This window comes from Sphingomonas sorbitolis (assembly GCF_036663875.1).
GTDB lineage: Bacteria > Pseudomonadota > Alphaproteobacteria > Sphingomonadales > Sphingomonadaceae > Sphingomonas.
This window is the reverse complement of record NZ_JAXOJS010000001.1, coordinates 1,088,471-1,105,876: the sequence shown is the minus strand read 5'-3', so window position 1 is coordinate 1,105,876 and position 17,406 is coordinate 1,088,471. Positions and strand designations below refer to the sequence as shown.

Genomic DNA, 17,406 nt, shown 5'->3' with positions numbered 1-17,406 from the left:
TAACTGTTCGCGGTAGGGCTATTTAACGTGCTGAAAATTGAAAACGTCCACGCCGAGATCGACGGCAAGGAAATCCTCAAGGGCCTGTCGCTCGAAGTGAACGCGGGCGAGGTGCATGCGATCATGGGGCCGAACGGGGCGGGCAAGTCGACGCTGGGCTATGTGCTCGGCGGGCGGCCCGGCTACGAGGTCACGGCGGGCTCGGTGACGTTCGATGGCGTCGACCTGCTCGAGCTGGAGGCGCATGAGCGTGCTGCGGCAGGTGTCTTCCTCGGCTTCCAGTATCCGGTCGAGATCCCCGGCGTGTCGAACGTTCAGTTCCTGCGCGAGGCCTTGAACGCCCAGCGCGCGACGCGTGACGAGAAGCCGCTGTCGGGGGGCGAGTTCCTGAAGCTCGCGCGCGGGCAGGCGGATCTGCTCGGCATGGATTACGACATGCTCAAGCGGCCGGTGAACGTCGGCTTTTCGGGCGGCGAGAAGAAGCGCAACGAGATGGTCCAGATGGGCATCGTCAACCCGAAGTTCGCGATCCTCGACGAGACCGATTCGGGGCTCGACATCGATGCGTTGCGCGTCGTCGGCGACGGCATCAACCGCATCATGCGCGCGCCCGACAAGGCTGTGCTGCTGATCACGCATTACCAGCGCTTGCTGGATTACGTGGAGCCGGACTTCGTCCACGTGCTGGCGGATGGCAAGATCGTCCGCTCGGGCGGCAAGGACCTCGCCAAGCAGCTCGAGAGCGAAGGCTATGTGGGGATCGCCGCGTGACGATGCTGCTCGACCTTCCCTCGACGCGCGAGGAATCGTGGCGCTGGGGTGATCCGGCGGCAATTGCGGCGGCAGCTGGACTGCCGCGCGGCGCCGCGCTGGACGCCGATGCGTGGTTTTTGGACCTGCCGGGTGCGCGGGCGCTGTTCGTCGACGGCGTGCTGGATCAGGGTCGGAGCGATCTGCGCCATGTCACGATGACGGCGATCCATGGTGGCGAGCATGCGCTCGGTCGTCGTACAACGGGCAACGGTTGGTCGATCCGGGTCGAGGCGAACGCCGGCGTTGAGCTTCTCCAGATCGTCCACATCGCGACGGGCGGCGAGAACCAGCTTCCGGCCGAGATCGTGCTCGCCGATGGCGCGAGCGCTTCCGTGATCGAGACGTATGTCGGGACTGGCTGGTCGAACCGGTCTACGCGGATGATGCTTGGCAAGAGCGCTAAGCTGACGCGCGCGGTGCGGTTGCTTCAGGCCGGTGGCTTCGTGTCGTTGCGCGACGAGGTCGAGGTCGGGGCTGAAGCGAGGCTGATCGTGACGGTGCTCGGTGCGGGCGATGCCGGGACGCGGATCGATGGGTCGATTACGGTGACGGGTGACGATGCGTTTGCCGAATATGGCGGCGCGTTGCTGACGCGGAACGACCAGCGGCAGGAGTGCGCGGTGTCGGTGCGGCATGCGGCGCTGAACGGACAGAGCAAGCAGATCTGGCGTGCGGTCGCGGCGGACAAGTCGACGGCCAGCCTTGCGGCGCGGGTCGAGGTCGCGCGCGATGCGCAGAAGACCGACGGGGTGCAGTCGTTGCGCGGGTTGCTGTTGCAGCGGACCGCGACGGTGAACCTCAAGCCCGAGCTGGAGATCTTCGCCGACGACGTGAAGTGCGCACACGGCGCGACGGTCGGCGAACTCGACCAGCGCGCGCTGTTCTACATGCAGAGCCGCGGCATCCCGCACGCCAAGGCGCAAGCACTGCTCACGCGCGCGTTCGTCGGCGATGCGTTCGCCCAGATCGGGGACGAGACGGTGCGAGAGGCTTTCGTGGCGGACGCCGATGCGTGGCTGGAGCGGGCGTTGTGAGCGTGATCGCCGACGTTCGTCCCCTGGATCGCCTGTCGGACTTCCCGGCGATCCCCGAGGGCTGGGCGTATCTCGATACCGCCGCCACCGCGCAGAAGCCGCAGGTCGTGGTCGATGCGATTACGCGCGCGTATGGCGAGACCTACGCCACTGTGCACCGCGGCGTGTACCAGCGCTCGGCCGACATGACGGTCGCGTACGAAGCGGCGCGTAAGGCCGTCGCGCGGTTCGTCGGTGCGGGATCGCCCGACGAGATCGTGTTCGTGCGCGGTGCTACCGAGGCGATCAATCTGGTCGCGCAATGCTGGGTTGGCACGCAGTTGAAGGCGGGCGATCGCATCCTGCTCTCCATGCTCGAGCATCACTCGAACATCGTGCCGTGGCAGATGATCGCGGAACGCCTCGGCGTCGCGATCGACGTGCTGCCGCTGACGTCCGACCACCGCATCGATCTCGACGCGATGGAGCGGATGATTACGCCGGCGCACAAGCTGGTTGCGCTCGGGCATGTCTCGAACGTGCTCGGCTCGGTGCTCGATGCCAAGCGCGCGACCGAGATCGCGCATTCGGTGGGCGCGAAAATCCTGCTCGACGGCTGCCAGTCGGTGCCGCGGATCACGGTCGACGTGAAGGCGATCGGCTGCGATTTCTACGTGTTCTCCGGGCACAAGCTGTACGGGCCGACCGGAATCGGCGTGCTGTGGGCCAAGCCGGAATTGCTCGACGCAATGCCGCCGTACCAGGGCGGCGGATCGATGATCGACAAGGTGTCGTTCGCCAAGACCACCTACGCGCCGCCGCCGGGACGGTTCGAGGCGGGGACGCCGCATATCGTCGGCGCGCTGGGCCTGCATGCGGCGATCGACTATGTCGAGAGCATCGGGCTCGACGCGATCCATGCGCACGAGACGGCGCTGGTGACCGCCACGCGCGAGGCGCTGTCGGGGATCAATTCGGTGCGCCTCTATGGCCCGGCGGACTCGGCGGGGATCGTAAGCTTCACGATCGAGGGGGTTCATCCGCACGACATCGGCACCATATTGGACGAGGAGCGCGTCGCGATCCGCGCCGGCCATCACTGCGCGCAGCCGCTTATGGAGGCGCTTGGCGTCGAGGCGACGGCGCGCGCGAGCTTTGGCGTTTATAACGGGCCAGCGGACGTCGAGGCGCTGGTGCGCGGTATCGAGCGAGTAACGAGGATCTTCAAATGAGCGATCGGTTCGAGATCGAGGAAGTGGATGCCGTCGCATCGCCGCCCAAGGCGCGCGTCGTGATGGAGACGGACTCCGACGCGGAGCGTAAGCGCGATTATCTCGCGGGTTTCCTGGCGCAGAAGCCGCAGGTGGACTCGCCCGGCGAGCCCGGTGGCGCGGTGTACGATGCGATCATCGATGCGCTGAAGGAGATCTACGATCCCGAGATCCCGGTGAACATCTATGATCTGGGGCTGATCTACGGCGTCGAGGTGACCGAGGACGGGCACGCGGTGGTGGCGATGACGCTGACGACGCCGAACTGTCCTGTCGCGGAGTCGATGCCGGCGGAGGTCGAGATGCGCGTCGGGTCGGTGCCTGGGGTCGGGTTCGCGGAAGTGAACCTGGTCTGGGATCCGCCTTGGGATCCGCAGAAGATGTCGGACGAGGCGAAGCTCGAACTGGGCATGCTGTAACAATTCCCCTCCCGCTTGCGGGAGGGGTTAGGGGAGGGGAGAGCGGAACGCTGCTGTTCAAGCCCTCCCCCGACCCCTCCCGCAGGCGGGGAGGGGAGCAGAAGGAATTGGTTATGGCGACGACATTGCGAGCACGACCGGCGGCGCTGAACCTCACGGCGACGGCACACGCGCGGATCGCCGACCTCATGGCGCGCGCGCCGGCGGATGCGATCGGGGTCAAGCTGTCGACGCCCAAACGCGGGTGTTCGGGGCTGGCCTATTCGGTGGATTACGTCACTGAGGCCAAGCCCTTCGACGAGCGGATCGATACGCCCGGCGGCACGCTGTTCGTCGATGGCGGGTCGATTTTGTACCTGATCGGGTCGACGATGGATTGGGTCGAGGACGACTTCACCGCTGGGTTCGTGTTCCAGAACCCCAACGCTAAGGGCGCGTGCGGGTGTGGGGAAAGCTTTACCGTCTGAGAGCTGCCGTAAGGTAGCGTGTTTCCCCGCGAAGGCGGGGACCCAGACTGGGCTCCCGCCTTCGCGGGAGAACAAGGACGAGCGGATTGCCTTTAAATTTTGTCACCCCTTCTACCACCCCGGCGAAGGCCGGGGCCCAGTTGGTAAACGCTGCTGACATAGCGCTGCGCATCGTCACGATGGCCTTACCAACTGGACCCCGGCCTCCGCCGGGGAGGATATTGGCGCTGGGGTAGGTGGTTGGCTGCTGACCTTGCCCCCCGCTCCCTTCCTGTGCCACTCCCCGCGCCAAAGAAGAGGGGATATCCGTGGCCAGTCTGTTTCGCCGAAAAATCGTCACCGAGCAGCCGCCCGAGCATCAGCTCGCGCGGACGCTGTCATGGCCGCATCTGGTGGCGATGGGCGTGGGCGGCATCGTCGGCACCGGGATCCTGACGCTGATCGGCGTGGGAGCAGGGCTCGCCGGTCCCGCCGTGATCCTTTCGTTCGTCATCGCCGGCGGCATCTGTGCCTGCGCGGCGCTCGCCTATGCCGAGATGGCGACGATGATCCCGGCGTCGGGCAGCGCCTACACCTACAGCTATGTCGTGCTCGGCGAGCTGATCGCGTGGGTGATCGGCTGGTCGCTGATCCTCGAATACTCCCTCGTCGTGTCGACCGTGGCAGTCGGCTGGTCAGGCTATGCCGCGCCATTGTTACGCGGGGCGTTCGGCTTCCCCGAGGCGCTGACGCTCAGCCCTGAGCTCGGCGGCATCCTCAACGTCCCCGCCATCTTCATCATCGCGGTCGTCGCTGGCGTGTTGTCGTTCGGCACGCGCGAAAGTGCGACGCTCAACGCGGTGCTGGTGGCTGTGAAGATGATCGCGCTGACCGTGTTCGTGTTCATCGCGTTGCATTATTTCAACAGCGCCAACCTCCACCCGTTCATGCCCTATGGCTTCCCCAAGGCGGTCCAGCCCGACGGCGCCGAGCGCGGCGTCATGGCGGCGGCAGCGATCATCTTCTTTGCCTTCTACGGCTTCGATGCGATCTCCACCGCCGCGGAAGAGACCAAGAACCCCGGCCGCGATCTTGCGATCGGGATCGTCGGGTCGATGGTCGCGTGCATCGCGATCTACATCCTCGTCGCGGTCGCCGCGGTCGGCGCGCTGTCGTACACCAAGTTCGCCGGCAGCGCCGAGCCGCTCGCGCTGATCCTGCGCGAGATCGGCCGGCCGGGGTTCGCGACCTTCCTCGGCGCCTCAGCCGTGATCGCGTTGCCGACGGTGCTGCTCGCGTTCCTGTTCGGCCAGAGCCGGATCTTCTTCACGATGGCACGCGACGGGTTGCTCCCGCTGAGCCTCGCCAAGGTCTCCAGGCGAGGTGCCCCCGTCCGCATCACCTGGATCACCGCGGCGATCGTTGCCGTCATTGCAGGCCTGTTGCCGCTCGCCGAGATCGCCGCGCTCGCCAACGCCGGTACGCTTGCCGCATTCGTCGCGGTCTGCGCCTGCATGCTCGTGATGCGCCGCCGTGCGCCGGATGCGATCCGCACGTTCCGCGCGCCAGCGGCGACGCTGGTCGGCACGATCGGCATCCTCGGCTGCCTGTACCTGTTCTTCAGCCTCCCCTCGAAGACGCAGCTGTATTTCGGGCTGTGGAACCTGCTCGGCCTCGCGATCTACTTTGTCTACGCACGGCCGAGGGCGCTCGCCAAGTGAGCGGCTGGACGATCGGCATCATCGGCGGCTCCGGACTGTACGCGGTCGACGGTATCGAGGATGGGCGCTGGCAGACCGTCGAGACCCCATGGGGCGAACCGTCGGACGCAATCTATACCGGTCGCGTCGGCCATGTCGGTGTCGCGTTCCTGCCGCGGCACGGCCGAGGGCATCGCATTTCCCCCTCGGAGCTCAACGCGCGCGCAAACATCGACGCGCTGAAGCGGCTCGGGGTCACCGACGTTCTTGCAGTATCGTCGGTAGGCTCGCTGGTCGAGGCCCGCCCGCCCGGCAGCTTCACTGTCGTCGACCAGTTCATCGACCGCACCAAGGGGCGACCGTCGAGCTTCTTCGGCACCGGCTTGGTCGCACATGTATCGATGGCGGACCCGGTCTGCCCGCGGCTCTCTCGCTATGCGGCGGACGCAGCGCGAGAAGCCGGCGCGCATGTCGACGACCGCGGTACCTACCTTGCGATGGAAGGCCCGCAATTCTCGACGCGCGCGGAAAGCCGGCTCTACCGCCACTGGGGCTGCGACGTGATCGGCATGACCGCGATGCCCGAGGCCAAGCTCGCGCGCGAGGCGGAGCTTCCCTACGCGCTGGTCGGCATGGTGACCGATTACGATTGCTGGCGCGACGACGAGGCCGGCGTCGACGTCGCGCAGGTCGTGGCGCAACTCGGCGCGAATGCGGCAAAGGCCCGCGCGATGGTGATCGCGCTGCTGCGCAATTTGCCGATGGAGCGCGAGGCTTCGCCGATCGACAAGTGTCTCGACACCGCGATCATCACCGCGCGCGATGCCCGCGATCCGTCGCTGGTGGCGAAACTAAGCGCGGTAGCAGGGCGCGCGCTGTAGTGGGCGGATCCGCCGAAACGGATCCGCACACGCGACTTACTTCTTCTTGTTCTTCCGCGCGGCGTACTTCGCGTCGCGAATCGCCTTCTTCTCGGCGTCGGTTAGCTCGATCTTGGCTTCGGCCTCGCGCTTCTTGGCAGCAGCCGCTTCGGCCTCGGCCTTCTTCGCAGCCTTCGCTTCGTTCTCGGCGGCACGCTTGGCGGCGCGCTTTTCACGCTCGGCCAGTTCCTTGGCTTCACGCGCGGCGAGGCGCTCGGCAACGACCGCCTCGTCGATCGGCGGCTTGGCCTTCAGCGCTTCGAGCGCCTTCTGCTTGGCGGCGGCTGCGCTGCTCGTGCGGTCCTGGAAGCTGGGGTCCTTGAAAGAGGCCATTGTCGTAGAATAATCCTGTAATATCGGTCTGACCGCCCCGACGCAGGAATGCGCGGGCAGTGACGCTGACGGCGCCTGTAAATCATCGCGCGCCGGATCGGAAGAGATGTGTTCGAAAGCGCAGGTTTCAACCCACGCCGCGCAAACGATGTCATCGATTCGTCACATCATGGTCATGCAAGCGTCATCCAAATCGCATCGTAACGTCACGCGCTCCGCATAGTCGCCTAATCGAGGTCGGCAGGGGGGAGCCTGAGTCGATCCATCAGATCAACGATTTCGACCGGGAGTCTCTCGAATGACCATCTTCAAGCGCACGAGTCTCGTTCTGCTGGCCGGCACCGCCTGTCTCGCCCTCTCGGCCTGCGATGGCGCGGACAGCGTCGCGTCGCCGGGCGAGGGCGTGATCGTCGTTCCGGGTACGCCGACGCCGAGCCCGACGCCCACGCCGACTCCTACCCCGACCGCAGGCACGCCCGCGACGTCGTGCCCGACCGGCACCACCGATGTCGGCATCCTCGGCAATTACCGCTCGTGCCGCCTGCCGTCGCTGATCACGTCAGCCTTGAGCCTGCCAAAGGCCGCGGGCGTCGCCTATGAGATCAACGGCCGCGTCGACGTCGGCGTCGACATCGGCGGCGCAGGCAGCGCACCGGGCGGGATCGCCACCACGCTGACGATCGCAGCCGGCTCTCTGGTGTATGCCAACACCACCAACGCCGATAACGACTATATGGTCGTTAACCGCGGCTCGAAGCTGATCGCCGAGGGCACCGAGACGCAGCCGATCATCTTCACCGCGCAGGCGAACATCACCGGCGGCGTCACCGACGAATCGCAGGGCCTGTGGGGCGGCATCATCTTGGCCGGTCGTGCACCGATCTCGAACTGCAACAATACCGTCCCCGGTGGCAACGTGGCCTGCGAGAACGTCGTCGAGGGCACCAGCACCGCGCTGTACGGCGGCGCGACGCCGACCGACAGCAGCGGCAGCATCCGCTATGTCCAGATCCGCTATTCGGGCACCGTCATCAGCCCGAACAACGAGCTTCAGGGCCTGACGCTCGGCGGCACCGGCTCGGGCACGACGCTCGATCACATCCAGGTCCACAACAGCTCGGACGACGGCATCGAGATTTTCGGCGGCCGCAGCAACCTGCGCTATCTGGTGCTGACCGGCTCGGATGATGACGGCCTGGATACCGATGTCGGCTGGCAGGGTTTCGTCCAGTTCGTGCTGGCGATCCAAAAGCCGACCAACACGCAGACCGACAACTATTCGACCGAGATCGATTCGAACGGTTCGGAAGACGCGCTGCCGCGCCAGGCCTACACACTCGCCAACTTCACCTTCATCGAGACGTCGACCGCGACCAACGCGGCGATCCGTCTGCGCGGTGGTGCCGATGCGACCTTCGTCAACGGCATCGTCAGCAACCCGAACAGCGCCTGCCTCAACGTCATCGCGGGTGCCGACGCGGGCGGCAAGACGACCATCCGTCCTGCCGACACGACGTTGCAGGACAAGGGCCCGCCGGTGTTCAACTCGGTCGTGTTCAGCTGCCTGACGCCGTATGCGACGACCACCGTCAACGGCATCACCGTGACGGTAGAAGAGCAGCAGGCGCTCTTCCGCGCCGGTACCAACAACACCGATAGCGCCGCGGTCGGCTCGGCCGTCACCGGCACCTTCCTACCCGCGGGCGCATCGAGCACGACCACCGCGTTCAACGCCGCCACGCTCAACCCGACCGGGACCTCGTTCCTCGTCAACACCAACTATGTCGGCGCGGTCAACGGCAGCACCGACACCTGGTATCGCGGTTGGACCTGCAACTCGAACCGCGCGAGCTTCGGGACGACGAGCAGCGCCTGCACCGCGCTGCCGACCAGCTGACACCGACGCCAAGCCTGAGGCTGCGCGGGGGGCGGGGGCCCGCCGCGCAGCCTTGTACCTACCGAATTCCTCTTGTTGCCGGGGCAGCCATGAAGTCATCCGTTCTCGTCTCCGTCCTGCTCGCGACGACGACGCTCGTCCCGGCGCAGTCGTTCGCACAAAGCGCACCCGCCGGCAGCGTCGTCTCGCCGCAGGCAGGGACGCCGGTCGAGCAGCGCACCGACCCCGCTACTCAGGCCGAACAGCAGCAGGAGCAGGTCGAGATTTCGACTCCTGGCGGCAGTGGCACCGGTGAGGACATCGTCGTCGTCGGCCGCAACGTCCCCAACGCGGTCCGCGCCACCGCCGCCGTCGTCAACGTGCTGTCCTCGGCGGATATCGCGCGGACCGGCGAGGGCGATATCGCCGGTGCACTCCAGCGCGTCACCGGGCTGTCGGTGGTCGGCAACGGCCTCGTCTATGTCCGCGGTCTTGGCGATCGCTATTCGTCGTCGCTGCTCAACGGATCGCCGCTGCCGTCGCCGGAGCCACTGCGCCGCGTCGTGCCGCTCGATATCTTCCCGACCAACGTGATCGCCTCGGCGGTCGTCCAGAAGAGCTATTCGGTCAATTACTCGGGCGAATTTGGCGGCGGCGTCATCAATCTGACGACCAAGGCGGTCCCCGAAAAGACCTTCTTCCAGTTCGGCGGATCGGTCGGCGCGGACACCGTCACGACCAGCGAACTCGGCTATGTCTATGACGGCGGCAAGCACGACTGGACCGGTTTCGACAGTGGCGAGCGCAAGGTGCCCGGCTTTATCAAGTCGGCGGGCGCGAACGGCACGTCGCTGACTGGCGCGCAGATCACCGCATTGTCGAACGCCAAGACGACCTTGCTCCAGCAGAACAACCAGATTCCTGCCAACCTCTCGGGTGAGACGAGCTTCGGCACCTCGGCCGATATCGGCAGCACGCGCGTCGGCGTGATCGCTGCGGCGGGGATCAGCAACACGTGGCGGACGCGCGATACGCTGCAGCAGTCTACCGACGACGTCGGCGGCATCCTGACGCGCGATTTCCGCACCGTGCTGACCGACAACCGCTCGATCATCAACGGCCTGCTCGGCTTTGGCGCGGAGTTCGGCGAGAACAAGATCCGCTGGACCAACCTCTACATCCACGACACGCTGAAGCAGGGCCGCCTCAGCACCGGCTCGACCTCGAACATCGGCGATGTCGACGGCATCCAGCCGTTCATCGTCCAGAACACTAGCTGGTTCGAACGCCAGTTGATCGACACGCAGCTGGTCGGCGAGTTCAAGTTTGGCGATTTCGCGCTCGATACGCGCGGCAGCTACGCGAAAACCGAGCGCAACTCGCCCTACGAACGCCAGTTCACCTATCAGTACAATGCAAATGTCGGTGACTATACCAATAACCTCAGCGGCTTGCAGAGCGCGGCGGTGGCGTTCAGCGAACTCGACGAGACGCTCTGGTCGGGTCAGGCGAACCTCACCTGGAACGTGCCGTTCGACCGCCCGTTCGCGCTGTCGGTTGGCTATGCGTATAGCGACACCGATCGCACATCGAGCCGCTATACCTTCCGTTATCAGACCGCGGGCAACGTCGCGCTGAACGATGCGGTCGCGCAGGAACGCCCCGACTATCTGTTGTCGGACTTCAACCTCCAGACCTATGGCATCGGCCTCGCCAACACGTGCGTCGCGCCAAACTGCGCGCCCACCTACGACGCGTCGCTGCGCGTCCATGGTGCCTATGCGCAGGTCGAGGGCGAGATCCTCGACGGTCTGCGCGCCAATGTCGGCATTCGTTATGAGGACGCGCTGGAGACGGTGCTGCCGGGTGGCGGTGCCGGCGTCTCGTTCGCGCAGACCAATCTGTCGCGCGCATACTGGCTGCCTGCGGTGACGGTGACGTGGAACTTCGCGTCGGACATGCAGCTGCGCGGGCATATGTCGAAGACGCTGGCCCGGCCGCAGTTCCGCGAGCTCGCGCCGCAGCTGTATCAGGATTTCGAGAGCGATCGCCTGTTCTTCGGCAACCCGTTCCTGACCGACTCGCAGCTATATAACGGCGAGCTGCGCTACGAATGGTATTTCGCGCGCGACCAGAAGTTCAACCTGGCGGGCTTCTATAAGCGCATCGACAACCCGATCGAGGCGGTCGCGTTCTTCCCGGCGGGCAGCGACACGCTCCAGACCGGCTTCGCCAACGCACCGCGGGCAAACCTGTACGGCGGAGAGGTCGAGCTGCAGAAATACGTCCCGCTCGACGGCCTCGGCGGCGATTTCTTCGCGACCCGTCGTCTCGTCGCGATCGCCAACTACACCTACACGCACTCCGAGCTGCAGGTCGGCGACGAACTGATCGCCAGCCCGATTCAGAGCAACGGCACCACCGCCAGCCTGCGTCCCGCCAACGTGCTGTTCCAGGACGGCGCGGCGCTGACCGGGCAATCGGATCACCTCGTCAACCTGCAGCTCGGGATCGAAGACAAGGCGAGCCTGTCGCAGCTGACGTTGCTGTTCAATTACGCCAGCGACCGCGTGACGAACCGCGGTCCGGTCGGCGGCGGTGGCGGCGTTCGTCTGCCCGATCTGATCGAGAAACCCGGCATCCGCTTCGACGTCGTCGCGCGGCAGGGCATCGCCGTATCGGGCAAGCAGATCGAGGTGAAGTTCGAAGCGCGCAACCTGACGGGGACGGGGTACCGCGAGTACCAGACCTTCTCGAACGGCGCCGAAGTCGACATCAACCGCTACAAGCTCGGCCGGGTGTTCACACTGGGGGCGAGCGTGCAGTTTTAAGGGCCAAAATACCTCTGCATGACACCACCCCGGCGAAGGCCGGGGCCCAATTGGCAAGGTGGACGTAATGGAGCGATGCGCTTCGTTATCGTCGTCCCCCAATTGGGCCCCGGCCTTCGCCGGGGTGGTATGAGTTCATCAGGCTCGCCGACTTCAGCGTTCACCCCCAAGCTTTCTCCCGAAACCATTTGGTGATCACGTACTTGACCCCCGCGCGCACCTTCATCCCATGATGCAGCGTCGCCGCATTCAAGCTCCCGTCCGCACTTCGGTTGTTCCACGCGAGCAGCTTGCCAGTCTCCGGCTGGATGATCTTGTCGACCACCTTGAACCGCGTCGCGCCACCCGCCTCGGGCTGGTTGAGATAGATCATGACGGTCCACGTCCGGTTGCCGGCCACCCCGCAATAGCGATGATAGTCGACGCCGTTCGGCTCAAAATAGTCGGTGTGCCCTTTGAACTCCTGCCCGACCGCATAGCGTTGCCCCTGCAACGGCTCGCCGTGCACCGGTTCGAGTCCGGTCAGCGCCGCGATCCGAGCCTCGACCTCGATCACGACCGGATCGTCCGCCGACAGATCGCCCGTCTCGCTCGTCCGATAACTTGCATCACCGTTCGAATCGGAGATCGTCGACGGACGCCGCACCGCATCGATCCGCTCGATCAACGCCGTGCACAATTCGGGCGGCAGGAAGTCGCGCCGTACGAACAAATCGAGCTTTGCGCTCGGCACGCGCTGCACGCCGGGCGCGGACAGTCGTGCGATGACCGGTTCGGGGGGCAGGCCGCAGCCACTGGGCGGAAGAGGATCGGACATCTGCGTGTTCTGCCCATCAGCGACGTAATGCGCTACCCCAGCTGTCACGCGCATGGCCGGCATCAGATTTCGTATGTTTGACGCACAAGCCATTGACGCGGAATTGTAACATGGCATGCCTACGCGGCGAGATGCGGGAAATTGGGGTGGGTCGCGCATGCGATTGAAGCTGGACGCGAGGGCGCGCCGTATCTTGCGGCGTATGCCGGTGGTGAATGTCTATAGTGTCGTCGAGCTTGCGCTGCTGGCGGGGCTTGCGGTCCAATGCGCGCGGCTGGCCTGGACCATCGTGACGCCGATCACGCCGCTCGGCGACTGGCGCCCGGCCGCGCCGATGGTAGTCGGCTCTCCCGCCGACATCTTGCGCGGCTTCGATCCGTTCTTCCGGCTCGGCGGTGTGCCCGGAGCCCCTGCGACGGTAACGTCGCTCCAGCTCACCCTGTTCGGCACGCGCATGGACGAGGCGATGGGGCGCAGTTCAGCGATCATCGCCGGTCCTGATGGCGTTCAGCAGAGCGTTGCGATCGGCGATGAAATCCAGCCGGGCGTTCGCCTGAAGGCGGTCGCGTTCGATCACGTCACAATCGATCGGGGTGGTGTCGACGAGGATCTCTTTCTCGACCAGTCGGGTGCGGTAGCGCCGGTCGTGCCGGGTGCTACATCGGCCGGCGCGTCGTCCGGTGCTGCCGGGATCCCGATCGCACGATTGCGGACCGAGATTGGCTTCATCCCGAGGATCGATGGTGGTCGGATCAGCGGGCTGACGCTCCGGTCGCAAGGGTCCGGTGCAGCGTTTCGCGCCGCCGGGTTGAAAGACGGCGACGTGCTCACGTCGATCGGCGGACGACCTGTCACTGGGCCTGGCGATCTCGACCGGATCACCAAGGATTTCGCGGGCGGCGGTAACGTCCCCATCACTGTAGAGCGCGGACAGGATACTCTGTCTCTCGCCATCACGATTGCGCCTCCTCAATGAAAAAGCTTCTTCTCGGACCCGTCGTGGCCTTGGTCCTCGCGGCTAGTGCGCATGCGCAGACTACGCTGAACGTTCGCGATGCCGATATCCGCGCGTTCATCGCCGATGCCGCCAAGGTTACCGGGCGAACGTTTATCATCGACAACCGCGTCGCCGGCAAGGTGACGGTGGTGACCGATCGCCCGCTGTCGCGCTCCGAGTATTTCGAGGTCTTCCTCTCGACGCTTCGCGCCAACGGACTCGTCGCGGTGCCGACCTCGAATGGCGCCTTCCGCGTCCAACCGCTCGACAACGCCGCGTCGCAACCCAGCCGGATCGGGGTCGCCGGGGCCGCGCGCAACAGCTATGTCACCGAAATCGTTCGCCTCCGCGCGATCGACGCGCAGTCTGCGGTCGAAACCGTCCGCCCCCTGGTCAGCGCACAAGGCTCGGTCAGCGCGAACCGCGGCGGCAACAGCCTCGTCGTCGTCGATTTCGCCGACAACATCCGCCGCATCCGCGAAGTCCTTCGCCGGATCGACACCGACACCTCGTCCACCCGCGTCGTCGCGCTCAAGAACGCCAGCGCGAAGGAGATCGCGACCGCACTGCAGGGCCTGATCGGGACTGGCACCGGCGGCGGGCAGGGCGGTGCTGCCGCCACTGGGCCGAGCGCCTCGGTCGTCGCCGTCGAGGGCTCGAATGCAGTCGCGCTCCGCGGCGATCCGACCACCGTCGCCCGTCTTGCGCAGGTCGCGGTCGACCTCGATCAGAAGGCGCGCAACGGTACCGAGATCAAAGTCGTGTTCCTCGAAAACGCGGATGCCGAGCAGTTGCTGCCGGTGTTGCAGGAACTCGTTGGCCAGACCCCGACCCAGCCCGTCCAAACCGCGCTTTCCCGCTCCAACTTCGGATCGAGCAGCACCAACGGCGCGTCCGGCGGCCAGTCGAACATCTCGCAGCCGCAGGTCAACCAGTCGGTACCGACGTCCGGTGGCTCAGCAGGCTCCGGCCAGCCCGCGATCACCGCCGCTGGCGGGAAGACCGCCGCGGTCGTGACGCGCTTCGCCGGCGCCAATGCGATCGTCATCGCCGCGCCCGCCGAAATCCAGCGCCAGCTCAACGACGTCGTCCGCCAACTCGATACGCGCCGCGAACAGGTGCTCGTCGAGGCGATCGTCGCCGAAGTCTCCGACACGACCGCGCGCACGCTCGGTGCGCAGTTCATCGTTGGTGATCCCAGCGGCGGCGCGTTCGGCGCGTCGACCTTTTCCAATTCCGCGCCGAACATCCTGCAGATCGCCGGCGCGATCGGCGCGACGCAGCTCAACACGTCGAGCACCACGACGGTCAATACCGACGGCAGCACGACGACCACCAACACCACCAGCGACGCCGCGAACACGCTGCAACAGTCGGCGATCAGCTCGATCCTGGCCGCGACCGGCGGGTTCGGCGGGTTCGGCGGCAAGATCGGCAGCACCTTCTTCGGCGCGATCATCAACGCGGTGAAGAGCGATACCACCTCGAACCTGCTCCAGGTCCCGCACCTCGTCACGCTCGACAATCAGGAGGCGCACAGCCTCGTCGGCCAGGAGATCCCGATCACCACGGGGCAGGCGCTGAGTACCAATTTCGACAACGCCTTCCGCACCACGCAGCGCCAGAATGTCGGTATCGAACTGACTGTACGCCCGCAGGTAAACTCGTCGGGGACGGTGAAATTGAACCTGCGCCTGGAGGTCAGCTCGATCGCCGGCCCGGTATCGAGCGACAACAGCGACCTGATCCTCAACAAGCGCGAGGTCGAAACCGTCCGCACCGTCGACGACGGCCAGATCGCGGTGATCAGCGGCCTGCTCGACGACAACGAGCGCCGCACGATCGAGAAGATCCCGCTGTTGGGTGATATCCCCGTACTGGGGCACCTGTTCACCTCGAAGGCGAAACAGCGGTCGAAGACCAATTTGATGATCTTCATCCGCCCGACGATCCTGCGCACCGCGGAGGACAGTCGCAAGCTGACCGAACAGCGCTACGGCTATGTCCGCCTGCAACAGGGCCTGCAGGATCCGAAGGAGGAGCCGTCGATCGACCAACTGATCCGCGACTATATGGGCGCCGCGCCGCCGATCCCGTCCGGCCCGATCCCCGGCAGCATCGAGGACCCGCGCATCGCGGTACCGGTACGCACCTCGACGATGGTCGTCCGGCCCAAGAAATGATTATCCGCGAAGGCCATGAGATCGACGCTCTTCCTTCCCCCCTCCCGCTCGCGGGAGGGGTCGGGGGAGGGGCTGCCTTACTCACGGACGAAGCGATCGAGGGCTATGTCATTCCCTCCCCCGACCCCTCCCGCGAGCGGGAGGGGAGCAGTGAAGCGTCATCATCGACCGACCTGCCCCAGATCACCATCCCCTACGCCTTCGCCCGAAAGTTCGGCGTCGTCGTCGATCACACCGACACCGACTCGCACCTCACGATCGCGATGCGTGCCGGAGCAGACCCGAAAGTTCTGCTCGAACTGCGCCGCTACCTCGCGCGGCCGTTCGACGTGACCTTTGTCGAACAGGTCGCGTTCGACCGTCTGCTGTCGAACGTCTACGCAATGGACGGCCAGGCCAACGCACTCGCCGCGGTCGGGATGGGCGACGAACTCGACCTGCTCGCGGGTGACATGCCGACCGCGGAGGATCTGCTCGACACCGCCGACGACGCCCCCGCGATCCGCCTCATCAACGGCATCATCGCCGACGCCGCACGCAACGGCGTGTCGGATATCCACATCGAACCGTACGAGACCGGCCTCGTCGTCCGGATGCGGATCGACGGCGTGCTGCGCGAGACGCTGCGGATGCCACCCAACGTCGCGCCGGTGGTGGTCAGCCGCATCAAGGTGATGGCGCGGCTCGACATCGCCGAGCGCCGCGTCCCGCAGGACGGCCGCATGGGGCTGACGCTTGGCGGCAAGCTGCTAGACGTCCGCGTCTCGACGCTGCCGTCTCGGGCAGGTGAACGCGTGGTGCTGCGTATCCTCGATAAGGAAAACGCCGGGATCGACCTCGAAGCGCTCGGCCTGCCGCCCGCCTTGTTCGCGCTGCTCAACGAAGCGCTGAGCGAACCCAACGGCATCATCCTCGTCACCGGCCCGACCGGTTCGGGCAAGACCACCTCGCTCTACGCCGCGCTGCGCTTGCTCAACGACGGCAGCCGCAACATCCTGACCGTCGAGGATCCGGTCGAGTATGCGGTCGATGGCGTCGGCCAGACCCAGGTGAACCCGAAGGTCGGCCTGACCTTCGCCGCGGGCCTGCGTGCGATCCTCCGCCAGGATCCCGATGTCGTCATGGTCGGCGAAATCCGCGACCGCGAGACCGCCGAGATTGCGGTGCAGGCGTCGCTCACCGGCCATCTCGTGCTGTCGACGGTCCACACCAACGACGCGATCGGCGCGATCACCCGCATGCGCGACATGAAGGTCGAGAGCTTCCTGCTCGCCTCGACGTTGCGGGCGGTGATCGCCCAGCGCCTGGTCCGCCGCCTCTGCCCGACCTGCCGCAAGGCCGTGCCAGCCTCGGACACGGTTGCCCCGTTGCTCGGCATCGCCCCCGAGGCGATCGTCTACGTCGCGCAAGGCTGCGAAGACTGCAACCAGACCGGCTACAAGGGGCGCATCGGCGTGTTCGAAGCCGTTCGCATCGACGACACCATCCGCCGCCTGATCAACACCGACGGCCACGAATCCGAGATAACCGCACACGCGTTTGCGAAGTCTCCGAACCTCGCCCAGTCCGCTCGCGACCTCGTCTTGTCCGGCCAGACCACGGCCGAAGAAGCCGTCCGCGTATCCCGCCGCGACACAACCGAAGTCGTGGAAAATGCGTAACGCCCAGAAAATCCTCCCCGGAACGGGGAGGGGGACCAGCGAAGCTGGTGGAGGGGGGGCACCGCGCGCGCACCGCCCGACATCATCCGCCACGGCACCGCGCGCACGATCCCCACAGCTGGAACG

At 65.9% G+C, this 17,406-nt stretch carries 14 protein-coding genes; 12 read left to right on the top strand and 2 right to left on the bottom strand.

The window, feature by feature from the left end; all coding sequences use genetic code 11:
* Window positions 1-27 precede the first annotated feature (27 nt).
* The 7 genes from sufC (at window position 28) to U1763_RS04655 (ending at window position 6,543) form a co-directional block, all read left to right on the top strand.
* The gene (sufC, locus tag U1763_RS04685) at window positions 28-771 is read left to right on the top strand and encodes a Fe-S cluster assembly ATPase SufC (protein ID WP_332754291.1); all 744 of its coding nucleotides are present in this window, start codon (window positions 28-30) and stop codon (window positions 769-771) included.
* Between the two features lie 2 nt (window positions 772-773).
* A complete protein-coding gene (locus tag U1763_RS04680; RefSeq protein ID WP_332754416.1) occupies window positions 774-1,847 on the top strand; it encodes a SufB/SufD family protein in 1,074 nt (357 codons plus the stop codon).
* Window positions 1,844-3,058 carry a cysteine desulfurase gene (locus U1763_RS04675; protein ID WP_332754290.1) on the top strand — a complete coding sequence of 405 codons (1,215 nt, stop codon included), beginning with the start codon at window positions 1,844-1,846 and terminating at the stop codon, window positions 3,056-3,058. Before U1763_RS04680 ends, U1763_RS04675 begins: the two co-directional genes overlap by 4 nt.
* Entirely contained in the window at window positions 3,055-3,516 is a 462-nt protein-coding gene (locus tag U1763_RS04670; protein WP_056057670.1) for an SUF system Fe-S cluster assembly protein, read from the top strand. The genes U1763_RS04675 and U1763_RS04670 overlap by 4 nt, the downstream gene beginning before the upstream one ends.
* A 113-nt stretch (window positions 3,517-3,629) precedes the next feature.
* On the top strand, window positions 3,630-3,983 hold the full coding sequence (locus U1763_RS04665) for a HesB/IscA family protein (protein ID WP_332754289.1): 354 nt from the start codon (window positions 3,630-3,632) through the stop codon (window positions 3,981-3,983).
* 308 nt (window positions 3,984-4,291) lie between these two features.
* Window positions 4,292-5,683, top strand: a complete 1,392-nt coding sequence (locus U1763_RS04660) for an amino acid permease (RefSeq protein ID WP_332754288.1) — start codon at window positions 4,292-4,294, stop codon at window positions 5,681-5,683.
* Window positions 5,680-6,543 carry an S-methyl-5'-thioadenosine phosphorylase gene (locus U1763_RS04655; RefSeq protein WP_332754287.1) on the top strand — a complete coding sequence of 288 codons (864 nt, stop codon included), beginning with the start codon at window positions 5,680-5,682 and terminating at the stop codon, window positions 6,541-6,543. The genes U1763_RS04660 and U1763_RS04655 overlap by 4 nt, the downstream gene beginning before the upstream one ends.
* A 36-nt stretch (window positions 6,544-6,579) precedes the next feature.
* On the opposite strand, the gene U1763_RS04650 is transcribed toward U1763_RS04655, so the two are convergent.
* Window positions 6,580-6,915, bottom strand: a complete 336-nt coding sequence (locus tag U1763_RS04650; RefSeq protein ID WP_332754286.1) for a DUF6481 family protein — start codon at window positions 6,913-6,915, stop codon at window positions 6,580-6,582.
* 298 nt (window positions 6,916-7,213) lie between these two features.
* Here U1763_RS04650 and U1763_RS04645 point away from each other — a divergent pair, with 298 nt between their 5' ends.
* Together U1763_RS04645 and U1763_RS04640 are read left to right on the top strand one after the other, a co-directional pair.
* Window positions 7,214-8,812, top strand: coding sequence for a beta-helix domain-containing protein (locus tag U1763_RS04645; RefSeq protein WP_332754285.1), 1,599 nt, complete (start codon window positions 7,214-7,216; stop codon window positions 8,810-8,812).
* Window positions 8,813-8,901: 89 nt separating this feature from the next.
* On the top strand, window positions 8,902-11,622 hold the full coding sequence (locus tag U1763_RS04640) for a TonB-dependent receptor domain-containing protein (RefSeq protein WP_332754284.1): 2,721 nt from the start codon (window positions 8,902-8,904) through the stop codon (window positions 11,620-11,622).
* Between the two features lie 160 nt (window positions 11,623-11,782).
* On the opposite strand, the gene U1763_RS04635 is transcribed toward U1763_RS04640, so the two are convergent.
* Window positions 11,783-12,439: a prolyl hydroxylase family protein gene (locus U1763_RS04635; protein WP_332754283.1), complete on the bottom strand. Its 657-nt coding sequence runs from the start codon at window positions 12,437-12,439 to the stop codon at window positions 11,783-11,785.
* Window positions 12,440-12,596: 157 nt separating this feature from the next.
* Here U1763_RS04635 and U1763_RS04630 point away from each other — a divergent pair, with 157 nt between their 5' ends.
* Genes U1763_RS04630 through U1763_RS04620 form a run of 3 tightly spaced genes read left to right on the top strand, consistent with a single transcriptional unit; the run spans window position 12,597 to window position 17,280 of the window.
* Window positions 12,597-13,415, top strand: coding sequence for a type II secretion system protein N (locus U1763_RS04630; protein ID WP_332754282.1), 819 nt, complete (start codon window positions 12,597-12,599; stop codon window positions 13,413-13,415).
* Window positions 13,412-15,619 (top strand): type II secretion system secretin GspD, encoded by a 2,208-nt coding sequence (gspD, locus tag U1763_RS04625; protein WP_332754281.1) that lies wholly within the window; start codon window positions 13,412-13,414, stop codon window positions 15,617-15,619. The genes U1763_RS04630 and gspD overlap by 4 nt, the downstream gene beginning before the upstream one ends.
* On the top strand, window positions 15,616-17,280 hold the full coding sequence (locus U1763_RS04620) for a GspE/PulE family protein (protein ID WP_332754280.1): 1,665 nt from the start codon (window positions 15,616-15,618) through the stop codon (window positions 17,278-17,280). Before gspD ends, U1763_RS04620 begins: the two co-directional genes overlap by 4 nt.
* Window positions 17,281-17,406 lie beyond the last annotated feature (126 nt).